We start from the raw sequence: 12,418 nt of genomic DNA, 5'->3' as shown, positions 1-12,418 counted from the left end.
TGACTCCTTAGTTGTCGAAGAGGTGGTCGTCGGTGGACGGGAGGGGGTGTCCCTGGTCGTCCTGTCCGGGCTGTGGCCCCGGGTCGGCGACACGGTCGTGGACCTTGATGTCCTCGATCACCGATGCCGTGTGCCGCGCGATGTCCTGCAAGGTGGTGATCCAGGCACCGTCCAGGCCCTTGACGTGCTCGATGAGGGCCGACAGCGCGTTCAGCCGGGACGGCCGCCCGGAGATGAACGGATGGTTGGTGAGCACGAAGCAGTTACCGGCATGAGCGGCCACGGATGCTTCCTCGGACCACATCTGCAGCGCCTTGCGCGGTGACTCGATCACACCGCTCCCGGTCCATCCGGGGTAGAACGCGAACTGCTCCCAGTCGTCCAGCGCCCAGTCGACCGGGATCTCCACCAGGGAGCCGGTCGCCGAGGCGTCGGAGGTGAAGCGGTAGGGGACGTCGTCGTCGAGCAGGCTCGAGTCGTACTCGAATCCGCGGGACAGGAGCATGTCCGTGGTGCGGTAGTTGTACTCCCACCACGGCGCCCGGTAGCCGACGGGCGTGATCCCCAGCCGGCCCAGACTCTCCAGGCCCCGGTCGATCATCTCCTCCTCCTGGGCATCGGTCAGCGCGGTGGTCTGCTCGTGCAGCCACCCGTGGTGACCGATCTCGTGGCCGTGGTCGCGGATCCGGCGCACGAGGTCCGGGTGCAGGTCCGCGGTGAAGCCGGGGACGAAGAAGGTGGCCTTCACCTCGTGGTGCTCGAGCATGCCCAGCAGCTTCGGCACCGCCACCGCGGGCCCGTATTGCTGGTGCGACATCAGCGACATCCGGCGGTGGAACGTCGAGTCGAAGGCGAGGGCGCCGGCCTCGGCGTCGACATCGAAGGTGAACGCCGCGCCGAAACCGCGGCCCTGCGGCCAGGGGAAGCCGGACGCCGGGTGATAGAGATTCGCCGTCACGGTGCCACCGCCGCCTCGGGGGAGGAGGTGCCGCCGGGAGTGACGAGCTCCCTGCTGGCGGTCTCGTCGTCGAGGCCCGCCCGGATCCCCAGCGGTACGCCGGCGTGGATGCGGGCCCGGAACCGGGGGTACCCGGCGACGAAGTAGATCAGCCCCGAGGTGAGGCCGCCCGCGAGCCAGGAGAGGTCGATGCCGTTCGTCGCGCGGGCGATCGGCCCTTGCAGGATCGGGGTGCCGCCGTACATGAACATCCAGGTCATCACGAGGCCGCCGGCGAACGCGATCAACGCCCAGGGGTTGACGGCCTTGAGCTGGGTGTCCTGGGGGCTGCGGAAGAGATAGTCGTAGTCGCGGTGGTGCCGCTCGAAGACGAAGTAGTGCACGATCATGATCCCGGCCCAGGTCGCCACCCATCCGGCGATCGCCGACAGCCAGGTGTCGACGACGGACGCGAAGTCGCTGGTGAACATGAACCCGATCACGGCGCACATCGACAGCACGCCGACCAGCAGCGAGAGGGCCTTGCGCGAGATGCGGATGTCGAGGGCCTGACTCGCCACACTGAACGTGTACATGTTGATGATGTTGGTCGCGATGGGTCCGTGGATCACCAGCAGGATGATCGGGATCGCCATGGCGCCGAAGTTGCCGGCGATGAGTTGGCCCGGGTCGGCCTTGCTGTTGGTCGTCGCCAGGGACGCGCCCAGCACACCGAGCCAGATCACCGGGAGGAACTGCCCGAGGACGCTCACGAGGTAGAGACGGCGACGCGGCACGCTCTTGCTGACGAAGCGGGAGTAGTCCGGTGCGTAGGTGAACCAGCCAATGCCCCAGCCGATGCCGATGGCCGTCATCACCCCGCTCATGGCGGCGAGGCGCGGCATACCGGTGAGGATGTGACCCGGTTCGCCCTGGTACCCCCACTTGATGTTGACGGTGGTCCAGGCCAACACGCTCATGACCACCAGCACCAGCACCGTGGGCGGGACCGACCATCGTTCGAAGGCGGCGATGGCGCGGTAGCCGAGGAAGCAGATGGTGACTTGGATGATCATGATCACCGCTGCGACGGCGATGCGGGCGGCGTAGTTGTGCGCGTTCGGATCCACCCATCCGAGGATGCCGAACAGGCTCATGACCAGGTCGAGGATGATCCACGTGTTGACCGCCGACCAGCCGATGGCGACCACCGCCTGGACGGCTGCCGGCAGGTACGCCCCGCGGCGGCCGAAGGCGCCCCGCGACAGCAGCATGCCGGTGGCTCCGGATCGCTGACCGAGCAGCACGAAGAAGCCGAAGCCGGCCATCCCGAGCAGGTTGCCCAGCACCAGCACGATCAGGGTGTCGCGCAGACTCAGGCCGAGTTCGACGCCGAGCGCGCCCAGGATCCAGTTGATGGGCGCCACGTTGGCACCCGCCCAGATCCAGAACTGACCGGAGACCCTGGTGGTTCGTTTCGATTCCGGGATCGGTTGCAGGACGTCTTCGACGTCCGCCGTCGAGACCTCCCCGTGGGGGGCTTCTTGGATGCTCATGGCGGGTGCCTTCCTGAGGGGCGTTCTGGGCGGACGTCGATGCGGGGGTACGCCTGCGGGTGCCGGCCGAGCGGCCGGCGATTGGCGGGGTGGCGCGCACCCGTGGTGCCGTGCTGCTCTGCGCTGAGCCGGATCTGCACCCGCCGGAGTCGCCGGGGGGCGGCGGGTCGCGGCGGTCTCGTGTGCCACATAGTTGCGTTTAACACAACCTGGTTGCAGTGACGCTAGACATGTGGGATGTCCCCGTCAAGGGTTTCCGGCGAATACCTCGCGGAATCGGAATGCCGCTCGGGGCGGCTCAGGCCGCCGGGCGGTCTGGGCGTCCGGTCGACGGTTCTATGGGAGCCGACGGTGCCCGGTTCAGAGCACGGTGCGGATGCGCGCCTCGAAATCGGCCATGTGCTCCAGCATCAGTTCCTCCGCGCGATGCCCGTCGCCCTGCTCGATGGCGTGCAGCAGATCCACCAGCTCGACCACGTGCGATTCGACGTTGCTCAGGCGGGGTGCGGCCACCGACCAGATGCGGGTGGCGAGACTTCCGTACCGCACGAGCGCGGCCTGCAGGTGCAGGTTGTGCGTGGCCCGGTAGATCGCCCGGTGGACCTGCAGGTCGTGCTCCATCGTGTCGCGCGGCGACGTGTCGTCCGGCATCGTCGCGAGCACCCCGCGCAGGCGTTCCATCTCATAGCGGTCCACCTCGGCGGACCGCTGCGCGGCGATCCGGGCGGCGAGCGGTTCGAGGGCGCGACGGATCTCGGAGATCTCCGACAGCGCCGTCATGTCGACCGGACTGGCGAACGTGCCGCGGCGCGGGAAGCTCACCACCAGGTGGTCGGACTCCAGTCGTTTCAACGCCTCCCGCAGCGGAGTGCGTCCGATCGCGAGCTCCGCGGAGAGCCCCTGCTCGTTGATGGGTGCCCCCGGCGCGATGTCCAGGAGCACCAGCCGTTCCTTCAGCGCCTGGTAGGCCGCCTCGGTCAACGAGATGGACGCTGCGCGGTCGGTGCTCGTCGACACGAGCGTCCTCCTGGGGGTTGACAGGCTCCGAGTGGATGCCTAGCTTAACCGACAACTGATATATCAAACGTCGACAAAATGGATGGTGGATTTCATGGCCCTTCAGACAGCCGCCCCGAACGGGTCCGGGGCCGACGTACGCCGACCCGCCGGCTTCGATTCCGATCTCTCCCAGGCGGATCCGGCTGTTGCCCAGGCCGTCGACGCGGAGCTGCGTCGGCAGCAGGAGACCCTCGAGATGATCGCCTCGGAGAACTTCGCACCGGTCGCCGTGCTGCAGGCGCAGGGTTCGGTGCTGACGAACAAGTACGCCGAGGGATACCCGGGTCGGCGCTACTACGGCGGCTGCGAGCACGTCGACGTCATCGAGCAGCTCGCCATCGACCGGGTGAAGGAGCTGTTCGGCGCGGCCTACGCGAATGTCCAGCCGCACTCCGGTGCCCAGGCGAACACGGCGGCGTACTTCGCCCTGCTGCAGCCCGGCGACACGATCCTGGGGCTGGATCTGGCCAACGGCGGGCACCTCACCCACGGGATGCGCATCAACTACAGCGGCCGGACGTTCGACGTCGTGCCCTACCACGTCGGGGACGACGGACTCGTCGACATGCCGGAGGTCGCCGAGCTGGCGAGGACGCACCGGCCGAAGATGATCGTGGCCGGTTGGTCGGCCTACCCCCGCCAGCTCGACTTCGCGGCGTTCCGCGCCATCGCGGACGAGGTCGGCGCGCTGCTCATGGTCGACATGGCGCACTTCGCCGGGCTCGTCGCGGCCGGACTGCACCCGAATCCCGTCCCGTTCGCCGACGTCACCACCAGCACGACCCACAAGACGCTCGGCGGCCCGCGCGGCGGCATCGTGCTCACCAACGACGCGGCCATCGCGAAGAAGATCAACTCGGCCGTGTTCCCCGGGCTGCAGGGCGGCCCGCTCGAACACGTCATCGCCGCGAAGGCGGTGAGCTTCAAGATCGCCGGCGAACCCGCGTTCGCCGAGCGGCAGCGCCGCACCATCGAGGGGGCGCGGATCCTGGCGGATCGGCTCCAGCAGGACGACGCACGTGCGGCCGGGATCCGGGTGCTGAGCGGCGGCACGGACGTCCACCTCGTGCTGGTCGACCTGCGGGACGCGGCGCTCGACGGCAAACAGGCGGAGGACCGGCTGCACCGGATCGGTGTCACGGTCAATCGCAACGCGGTGCCGCACGACCCCCGCCCTCCGATGGTCACCTCCGGGCTGCGGATCGGCACCCCCGCGCTGGCGACCCGGGGGTTCGGGCCCGCCGAGTTCACCGAGGTCGCCGACGTCATCGCTCTCGCCCTGTGCGCGACCGACCCGGAGAGCGTCCTGCACGGGTTGCGGGAACGAGTCGCCGAGCTCGCTCGGCGCTTCCCGCTCTACCCATCACTCACAGCGAGCCTCTGAGGAGCACGGATGAAGCAGCGCGACCTGCCCGAACACCCCGAATTCCTGTGGCACAACCCCGAGCCGAGCTCCATGTACGACGTGATCATCGTCGGAGGCGGCGGTCACGGGCTGGCCACGGCCTACTACCTGGCCAAGAACCACGGCATCACCCGGATCGCCGTCCTCGAACGCGGCTGGCTCGCCGGCGGCAACATGGCCCGCAACACCACGATCATCCGCAGCAACTACCTGTGGGACGAGTCGGCCGCGATGTACGAGCAGTCACTCAAGCTGTGGGAGGGACTGGAGGACGAGCTCGACTACGACATCTTCTTCTCCCAGCGGGGCGTGATGAACCTCGCGCACACCCTGCAGGACGAGCGCGACTCCGTACGCCGTGTCGAGGCCAACCGCTTGAACGGCATCGACGCCGAATGGATCACGCCCGAGCAGGTCAAGGAGTTGTGCCCGATCATCAACATCGGGCAGGACATCCGCTACCCGGTGATGGGCGCGACGTACCAGCCGCGGGCCGGCATCGCCAAGCACGACTGGGTGGCCTGGGCCTATGCCCGCCGCGCCAGCGACATGGGCGTCGACCTCATCCAGAACTGCGAGGTCACCGGATTCGAGATGGATCACGGCCGGGTGACCGGCGTGCACACCAATCGCGGCACGATCCACGCGGGCCGGGTCGCGCTCGCGGCGGCCGGTCACACCTCGGTGCTCACCGAGATGGCGGGCTTCCGGGTGCCGATCCAGTCCCATCCCCTGCAGGCCCTGGTCTCCGAACTGCACGACATCATCCATCCGACGGTGGTCATGTCGAACCACGTGCACGTCTACGTCTCGCAAGCGCACAAGGGCGAACTGGTGATGGGCGCGGGCGTCGACCCGTACAACGGCTACGGACAGCGCGGCTCGTTCCACGTCATCGAGCAGCAGATGTCGGCGGCGGTCGAACTCTTCCCCGCGTTCTCCCGCGCGCACCTGCTGCGCACCTGGGGCGGGATCGTCGACGTCACCCTGGACGCCTCGCCCATCGTCGGCCTCACGCCCGTCGAGGGGATGTACGTCAACTGCGGCTGGGGCACCGGCGGATTCAAGGCGGTGCCGGGCGCCGGCACGGCGTTCGCGCACACCATCGCGAACAACGCACCGCACCCGTTGAACGAGCCGTTCGCCCTGGACCGGTTCGAGACCGGTGCCCTGATCGACGAACACGGCGCCGCAGCCGTGGCCCACTGACCGGAGGACGACCGATGCTGATCATCGACTGCCCGCATTGCGGGCCGCGCACCGAGGACGAGTACGGGTACGGCGGGCAGGCCCACGTGGCCTACCCCGAGGACCCGTCGGCGCTGACCGACGCCGAATGGGCGCAGTACCTCTTCTACCGAGACAACCCCAAGGGTCTCTACAGCGAGCGCTGGGTGCACAGCGCCGGTTGTCGCAAGTGGTTCAACGCGGTTCGCGACACCCGCACCTACGAGATCACCGCGACCTACCTGCCGAGCGATCCACGGCCGGCGCCGCACGGCGGTCCGCTCGCTCCGACCACGACTGCGAAGGAGTGAGGGATGACCTCTCGACGACTTGCCACGGGCGGCTTGATCGGCCGTGACGAGACCATCAAGTTCACGCTGGGCTCCACCACGTACGCCGGATTCGCCGGTGACACCGTGGCGTCCGCCGCGCTCGCCAACGGCATTGCGCGCGTTGGTGACTCGATCTACCTGCGGCGACCTCGCGGGGTGATGACCTGTGGGGTGGAGGAGCCCAACGCCTTCGTCCGGGTCGAGGGCGGGTACGGGGAGTCGATGCTGCCGGCAACCACGCTGGAGCTCGCCGACGACCTGCAGATGACGTGGGAGGACGGCATCGGCACGCTCGACCAGTCGGTGGACGACGCCGAGTACGACCACATGCACGTGCACACCGACGTGGCGATCGTGGGCGCCGGTCCCGCCGGGCTGAGCGCGGCGCGGGCCGCCGTGGCCACCGGTGTCCGGGTCACGCTGCTCGAACAGGACTTCGCCCTCGGCGGGAGCCTGCTCGGAAGGCCCGGTGAGCAGGTCGAAGGACGACCGGCACACGAGTGGGTGCAGCAGGTGCGTGCCGAGCTGGAAGCGGCACCCAATTGCCGGATCCTGTTGCGTACCAGCGTCTTCGGCAGTTACGACAACAACTACTTGGTGGCCTTGGAGAAGCGCACCGGTCACCTGACGACCGAGGGGATGTCGCGCCAGCGGGTGTGGCACCTGATCGTCGGCCGCGTGGTCCTCGCGACCGGCTCCTTCGAACGTTCGCTGATCTTCGCCGGCAACGACCGGCCCGGGGTGATGCTCGCCTCGGCGGCGCAGGCGTATCTGGGTCGCTTCGGGGTGCTCGTCGGCGAACGGGTCGTGGTCTTCACGACGAACGACTCGGCGTACCCGGTGGCGGCAGATCTCGCCGCCGTCGGCGCCACGGTCACCGTGCTGGATGCCCGCCCGTCGGCGGGGTGCCAGCTGCCGCCCGCTGTCGACGTGCGCTTCGGCATGGTGGTGGTCGAGACCCTCGGCGACGAGGTGGTCACCGGCGTACGGATCGCGTCGGCCGACGGCAGCGACGTGGTGCCCCAGGAGCTGGAGTGTGACCTGCTCGCCGTGTCCGGAGGATGGTCGCCCAACGTCAGCCTGCACTCGCAACGCCAGGGCGCTTTGCGCTGGGACGAACGCCTCGTCGGCTTCGTGCCCACCGCGCCCGTCGCCCGGCAGGCGCTGGCCGGTGCCGTGCTGGGGACGAGCTGGACCGAAGGGTGCCTGAGCGAAGGCGCCGCTGCTGGGGCCGACGAGGTGTCACCGGTGCACGCCGGTGAACGGGCCGACCGCGCCGGCGCCACCGCGGACCTGTGGCTCGTCCCCGGCCCGCACGGTGATCTCGCCACCCACTTCGTCGACCCGCAACGAGACAACACCGCGGCCGACGTCGTGCGCGCCGTGGGCGCGGGCATGCGCTCGGTCGAGCACGTGAAGCGCTACACCTCCATCAGCACCGGCCTGGACCAGGGCAAGATCGGTGGAGTCCTCACCATCGGCCTGCTCACCCAGCTGCTGTCCGCACCGGACATGGCCGCCGTGCCCGCGGGCCAACCCGGCCAGGTCGTCGGCGACGGCGCGGAGGACGGCGAGGTGAACGAGGGTGGTCGTGCGACCAACGCATCGATGCGGCCCTCGCCGGGCGCCCTCGGTACGACGACGTTCCGCGCACCGTTCACACCGGTCGCCTTCGTGGCCCTCGCCGGACGCTCGCGCGGGCAGCTCTACGACCCGGCCCGGCTCACCCCGAGCCACGGCCGGCAGGTCGAGCTGGGAGCGCGGTTCGAGGACGTGGGCCAGTGGAAACGCGCCTGGTACTTCGCGCGACACGGTGAGGACATGGACGCCGCGGTGGCCCGCGAGTGCCGCGCGGCGCGGGAGAACGTCGCGTACATGGATGCCACCACCTTGGGCAAGATCGAGGTGCGCGGTGCGGACGCGGCGACGTTCCTGAACAGGATCTACACCAACGCGTTCGCGAAGCTGGCCGTCGGCAAGCAGCGGTACGGCGTGATGTGCCGCCCCGACGGGATGGTCTTCGACGACGGGGTCACCTTCCGGCTCGCCGACGACAGATTCGTCATGACCACGACCACCGGCGGCGCCGCACGGGTCCTGGAGTGGCTCGAGGAGTGGTCCCAGACCGAGTGGCCCGACCTGGACGTCTGGTTCACCTCGGTGACCGAGCAGTGGACCACGATCGCCGTGGTCGGACCGCGGTCGCGGCAGGTCGTCGCCGCGCTGGCTCCGGACCTGGACGTGTCCAAGGAGGGTTTCGAGTTCATGGCCTTCCGCGACACGACCCTGGCGAGTGGGATCCCGGCCCGCATCGCCCGGGTGACGTTCTCCGGTGAGCTCGCCTTCGAGATCAACGTCTCCGGCTGGTACGGCCAGAGCCTGTGGGACGACGTGTCCGCCGCGGGCGAGTCGCTGGGGATCACGCCGTACGGCACCGAGACGATGCACGTGCTGCGGGCCGAGAAGGCGTATCCCATCGTCGGCCAGGACACCGACGGCACCGTGACACCGCAGGACCTCGGGATGAGCTGGGTGGTGTCCACGAAGAAGGAGTTCGTGGGAAAGCGCTCGTACGAACGGGCCTCGCACAACGCCACGGGTCGTAAGCAGCTCGTGAGCCTGCTCCCGTTGGACACGACGCTGCGGCTGCCGGAGGGCAGCCAGGTCATCGAGCAGGCTGCGGCACCAGAAGGACCACTGGACGGGCCCGCCCGGATGCCGATCCCGATGATCGGGCACGTCACCTCCAGCTACCACAGCCAGGCCATCGGTCGCAGTTTCGCGCTCGCGCTCGTCAAGGACGGCCGCGACCGCGTCGGCCAGCAGGCCGTGGCGTCCTTCGGTGGACGCTTCGTGCCGGTCGAGATCGGGGACGCCGTGGTCTACGACAAGGAAGGAACTCGACGCGATGGTTGATCGAAGCAGTGTCCTGGAGCGGCGGCGCAGCCCGCTGCACGCGCTCACCGAGGAGTTGGAGCACGGCAGCGGTGCCGGCGTGCAGCTGCACGAGGTGCCCTTTCTCGCTCAGATCGGACTGCGCGTCCGACCGGGCAGTCCCTCGGCCGCCGCCCTCGAGGCGGCGCTGGCCGGGCCGTTGCCCGCCGGCGTCGGACAGGTCACCGCGCTACCGGCCGGGCGCTCGACGCTGTGGCTCGGGCCGGACGAGTACCTGGTCCTGGCACCGGACGAACGCGACGGCGGTCTGGACCCCGCCGCGCTCACCGCCGAACTGGTCACCGCGCTCGGTGAGCTGCCGGGTCAGGTGGTCGACCTGTCGGCCAACCGCACCACCCTGGAGCTGTCCGGTCCACATGCCCAGGACGTGCTGGACAAGTCCTGCCGGCTCGACCTGGACCCTCAGGCGTTCCCGGTCGGGCATGCGGTGGCCACCCTCCTGGAGTCGGTCGGCGTGATCGTGTGGCGCACCGACGTCGGCACCTGGCGGGTCATGCCGCGCGCGTCGTTCGCCGTGCACGTCGCGCGGTGGCTGCTCGACGGCATGCGCGAGTACCGCTGATGGCTCTGTCCGCGCTGGACCTCTTCTCGGTCGGGATCGGTCCCTCCTCCTCCCACACTGTCGGGCCGATGCGTGCCGCGAAGCTGTTCGTGGACCAGTTGGTGAAGGACGGCGACCTGGAACGGGTCGGGGCAGTCACCGTGGAGCTCTTCGGGTCGCTGGCGGCAACGGGCGTCGGGCACGGCACCGACCGGGCAGTGCTGCTCGGGCTGGAGGGCTGCGATCCGGAGTCGATCGACGTCGAGGCGGCCTCGGTGCGCGTCGACGAGATCGGCCGGAGCCATCGGCTGCGACTGGGTTCGACGCACGCGATCGACTTCGATCCCTCGACGGATCTCACCATGCACCTGAAGGCGCTGCCGCGGCACCCCAACGGGCTGCGCTTCCATGCCCGCGACACCTCGGGAGACGTGCTTCTGGAAAGCGAGTTCTACTCCGTCGGAGGGGGATTCGTCATCCAAGTGAAGGATGACGACCTGGCGTCCGCAGCCGGCGACGATGTCGTCGTGCCCTACCCGTTCCGCACGGCGACCGACCTTCTGAAGGCCTGCGCGGACGTCGGGGGATCCATCGCCGACGTGATGTCGGCGAACGAGGCGGCGTTCCGCGCAGCTTCGCAGACCCGCGCGGCGCTGCTGCACATCTGGGACGTGATGCAGGAATGCGTCGAGCAGGGCTGCACGCGCGAGGCGGACCTCCTGCCCGGCCGGTTGCAGGTGCGTCGGCGGGCACCGCGGCTGCGTCTGCGACTGCGCGAGCAGGAGGCTCTGGCGAACGTCGAGCCCGGCAACCCCCGAGACCCCCTGTGGGCGATGGAGTGGGTCAACCTCTACGCGCTGGCGGTCAACGAGGAGAACGCGTCCGGCGGCCGCGTGGTGACCGCACCCACCAACGGAGCTGCCGGGATCGTGCCGGCGGTGCTGCACTACCTCACCCGATTCGTCGACGGAGCGGACGACGACTCCGTCGTCACCTTCCTGCTGACGGCGGCCGCCATCGGCATCCTCTACAAGGAGGGCGCCTCGATCTCGGGTGCCGAGGTCGGGTGCCAGGGCGAGGTGGGGTCGGCGTGCTCGATGGCTGCCGGTGCGCTGTGCGCCGTCCTCGGAGGGAGCCCCGCACAGGTGGAGAACGCCGCGGAGATCGGCATCGAGCACAACCTCGGGCTGACCTGCGATCCGGTCGGCGGCCTGGTGCAGGTGCCGTGCATCGAACGCAACGCCATCGCGTCGGTCAAGGCGATCAACGCAGCGCGGCTCGCCCTGCAGGGTGACGGAGAGCACCGGGTGCGCCTCGACGACGCCATCGCGACGATGCGGGAGACGGGCGCCGACATGAAGGACAAGTACAAGGAGACATCTCGTGGAGGTCTGGCGGTGAACGTCATTGAGTGCTGACAGCTCTGTGCGCGAATATCTGGGCGGTGCTGCCTCGGTGCGGCAGCCGTCCTACGTGCTCACCCTCGACGGTCCGGAGCAACCCGGTCTCCTGCACGCGATCACCGGTCTCCTGGTCGGGCATCACGCGGACATCCGCGAACTCAACCAGTTCGACGATGCCGCGGCACACGCGTACATGGCGCGCGTGGAGTTCGCGGTGCCGCCCGAGCACGACCCGGGACTACCGGCGCTGACCGACGCCGTCGAGGACTTCTGCGAGCCGTGGGGACTGCGTGCGGTGCTGCGCCGTGGCGCCGACCGGGTGCGGGTCCTGGTGATGGTGTCCAAGTTCGAGCACTGCCTCAACGACCTGCTCTTCCGGGCACGCACCGGAGACCTGCCGATCGAGATCGTGGCCGTCGTGTCGAACCACCCCGATCATCGCGATCTCGCCGAGTGGCACCACGTGCCGTTCTTCCATCTGCCGGTGACGCCGGACCGCAAGGAGCAGGCGGAGGCCGAACTGCTGCGGATCGTCGCGGACCACAAGGTGGACCTCGTGGTCCTCGCCCGCTACATGCAGATCCTCTCCGCCTCGCTCGTCACGGTGATGCAGGGGCGGGTCATCAACATCCACCACTCGTTCCTGCCGAGTTTCAAGGGCGCCAGGCCCTATCACCAGGCGCACGCACGCGGTGTGAAGACGGTCGGTGCCACGGCGCACTACGTCACCGACGACCTCGACGAGGGCCCGATCATCTCCCAGCAGGTGCAGGAGATCGACCACACCTACACACCCGAGGATCTGGTCGTGGCCGGCCGCGACACCGAGTGCAAAGCGTTGTCCAACGCCGTGCGATGGCATTGCGAAGGCCGCGTGGTCATCCAGGAGCGCCGGACCATCGTGTTGCGGTAAGACAGCGAATGCCACACCGTTCGGGTTCGAGGCTCGGGCGTCGCTCGTGTCGCCATCTAGGGTCCACGCGGCCGATCGGCCCGCCGCCCG

The 12,418-nt window shown here is 69.0% G+C and carries 10 protein-coding genes; 7 read left to right on the top strand and 3 right to left on the bottom strand.

The window, feature by feature from the left end:
* Window positions 1–7: 7 nt before the first annotated feature.
* From J4030_RS05485 to J4030_RS05475, 3 genes are all read right to left on the bottom strand, one after another.
* The gene (locus tag J4030_RS05485; RefSeq protein ID WP_307864575.1) at window positions 8–958 is read right to left on the bottom strand and encodes a polysaccharide deacetylase; all 951 of its coding nucleotides are present in this window, start codon (window positions 956–958) and stop codon (window positions 8–10) included.
* Window positions 955–2,493 (bottom strand): cytosine permease, encoded by a 1,539-nt coding sequence (locus J4030_RS05480; RefSeq protein WP_208048204.1) that lies wholly within the window; start codon window positions 2,491–2,493, stop codon window positions 955–957. The genes J4030_RS05485 and J4030_RS05480 overlap by 4 nt, the downstream gene beginning before the upstream one ends.
* A gap of 360 nt (window positions 2,494–2,853) precedes the next feature.
* The gene (locus tag J4030_RS05475) at window positions 2,854–3,510 is read right to left on the bottom strand and encodes a GntR family transcriptional regulator (protein ID WP_208048203.1); all 657 of its coding nucleotides are present in this window, start codon (window positions 3,508–3,510) and stop codon (window positions 2,854–2,856) included.
* Between the two features lie 94 nt (window positions 3,511–3,604).
* On the opposite strand from J4030_RS05475, the gene glyA reads away from it, so the two are divergent.
* Genes glyA through purU form a run of 7 tightly spaced genes read left to right on the top strand, consistent with a single transcriptional unit; the run spans window position 3,605 to window position 12,328 of the window.
* Window positions 3,605–4,936, top strand: a complete 1,332-nt coding sequence (gene glyA / locus J4030_RS05470) for a serine hydroxymethyltransferase (RefSeq protein WP_208048202.1) — start codon at window positions 3,605–3,607, stop codon at window positions 4,934–4,936.
* A gap of 9 nt (window positions 4,937–4,945) precedes the next feature.
* A complete protein-coding gene (locus tag J4030_RS05465) occupies window positions 4,946–6,166 on the top strand; it encodes a sarcosine oxidase subunit beta family protein (RefSeq protein ID WP_208048201.1) in 1,221 nt (406 codons plus the stop codon).
* Window positions 6,167–6,180: 14 nt separating this feature from the next.
* Entirely contained in the window at window positions 6,181–6,495 is a 315-nt protein-coding gene (locus J4030_RS05460) for a sarcosine oxidase subunit delta (RefSeq protein WP_208048200.1), read from the top strand.
* A gap of 3 nt (window positions 6,496–6,498) precedes the next feature.
* Window positions 6,499–9,432, top strand: coding sequence for an FAD-dependent oxidoreductase (locus tag J4030_RS05455; protein ID WP_208048199.1), 2,934 nt, complete (start codon window positions 6,499–6,501; stop codon window positions 9,430–9,432).
* Window positions 9,425–10,033 (top strand): sarcosine oxidase subunit gamma, encoded by a 609-nt coding sequence (locus J4030_RS05450; protein ID WP_208048198.1) that lies wholly within the window; start codon window positions 9,425–9,427, stop codon window positions 10,031–10,033. The genes J4030_RS05455 and J4030_RS05450 overlap by 8 nt, the downstream gene beginning before the upstream one ends.
* Window positions 10,033–11,430, top strand: a complete 1,398-nt coding sequence (locus J4030_RS05445) for an L-serine ammonia-lyase (protein WP_208048197.1) — start codon at window positions 10,033–10,035, stop codon at window positions 11,428–11,430. Before J4030_RS05450 ends, J4030_RS05445 begins: the two co-directional genes overlap by 1 nt.
* Window positions 11,431–11,449: 19 nt before the next feature.
* Window positions 11,450–12,328 carry a formyltetrahydrofolate deformylase gene (purU, locus tag J4030_RS05440; protein ID WP_243762938.1) on the top strand — a complete coding sequence of 293 codons (879 nt, stop codon included), beginning with the start codon at window positions 11,450–11,452 and terminating at the stop codon, window positions 12,326–12,328.
* Window positions 12,329–12,418 lie beyond the last annotated feature (90 nt).

This window comes from Allobranchiibius sp. CTAmp26 (genome assembly GCF_017565405.1).
In the GTDB taxonomy this organism is placed as follows: Bacteria; Actinomycetota; Actinomycetes; order Actinomycetales; family Dermatophilaceae; genus Allobranchiibius.
The sequence above is the reverse complement of the archived record's forward strand: the minus strand, read 5'-3'. Positions and strand labels throughout refer to the sequence as shown.

What these genes read in the sequence shown, in the direction of transcription:
- J4030_RS05480 (WP_208048204.1), bottom strand. Translation starts at nt 2,493, where the DNA reads ATGAGCATCCAAGAAGCCCCCCACGGGGAGGTCTCGACGGCGGACGTC.
- glyA (WP_208048202.1), top strand. Translation starts at nt 3,605, where the DNA reads ATGGCCCTTCAGACAGCCGCCCCGAACGGGTCCGGGGCCGACGTACGC.
- J4030_RS05465 (WP_208048201.1), top strand. Translation starts at nt 4,946, where the DNA reads ATGAAGCAGCGCGACCTGCCCGAACACCCCGAATTCCTGTGGCACAAC.
- J4030_RS05460 (WP_208048200.1), top strand. Translation starts at nt 6,181, where the DNA reads ATGCTGATCATCGACTGCCCGCATTGCGGGCCGCGCACCGAGGACGAG.
- J4030_RS05455 (WP_208048199.1), top strand. Translation starts at nt 6,499, where the DNA reads ATGACCTCTCGACGACTTGCCACGGGCGGCTTGATCGGCCGTGACGAG.
- J4030_RS05450 (WP_208048198.1), top strand. Translation starts at nt 9,425, where the DNA reads ATGGTTGATCGAAGCAGTGTCCTGGAGCGGCGGCGCAGCCCGCTGCAC.
- J4030_RS05445 (WP_208048197.1), top strand. Translation starts at nt 10,033, where the DNA reads ATGGCTCTGTCCGCGCTGGACCTCTTCTCGGTCGGGATCGGTCCCTCC.